The following is a 541-nucleotide window of genomic DNA, read 5'->3' as shown; positions in this document are numbered from 1 at the left end:
TATCGCGAGCAGGCTCACTCCTACAGGGTCGGTGTTTACAACTTCAGGGATGTTTGAGGCTATTGAGGTTCATCGAACCAATCAGCAACTCTGGGCTTTCCAGCTCAGCCAACCCGGCGGTGCTGACCTTCTCCGGCGGATAACCGGCGCCATGTTGCAGATAGCTCAGCAGATTGCCCACCAACGGGTTGTGGCTGACCAGCAGCACATTGCTCACCGACACCAGTTGATCGGTGACCTTGTCCGGATCAACCTCCGGCGTCAGCCACTCGACCGTGCGAATTTCCGGCTCGAAACCCAGCGCTTCGCGAACAATCTGCGCGGTCTGCTGCGCACGCAGATAAGGGCTGGCGTAGATTGCCGTCAGCGGCTGGCCGATCAACCGGGCGGCGCTGCTCAAGGCCTCTTTGCGACCGTGCTCGGTCAGTTCCCGTTCGGAGTCGGGACACGAGCCATAAGGCACGGCCTCGCCGTGACGCAATACCCAGAGTTTCATAGCTTGGGTTCCTCATCTCGAACCGGTTGTGGCGCCGGGGCAACG

The 541-nt window shown here is 60.3% G+C and carries 1 protein-coding gene; it reads right to left on the bottom strand.

The annotated features are described in order from the left end of the window. Window positions 1–43: 43 nt before the first annotated feature. Window positions 44–496: a phosphohistidine phosphatase SixA gene (sixA, locus tag BK660_RS31275; protein ID WP_123436444.1), complete on the bottom strand. Its 453-nt coding sequence runs from the start codon at window positions 494–496 to the stop codon at window positions 44–46. Between the last annotated feature and the right edge of the window lie 45 nt (window positions 497–541).

Source organism: Pseudomonas brassicacearum, from assembly GCF_003732265.1.
Taxonomy (GTDB): Bacteria; Pseudomonadota; Gammaproteobacteria; order Pseudomonadales; family Pseudomonadaceae; genus Aquipseudomonas; species Aquipseudomonas brassicacearum_D.
This window is presented reverse-complemented; position numbering and strand designations above follow the sequence as displayed.

Excerpts from the sequence above, each read along its gene's own strand:
- sixA (WP_123436444.1), bottom strand. The coding sequence starts at position 496 with ATGAAACTCTGGGTATTGCGTCACGGCGAGGCCGTGCCTTATGGCTCG.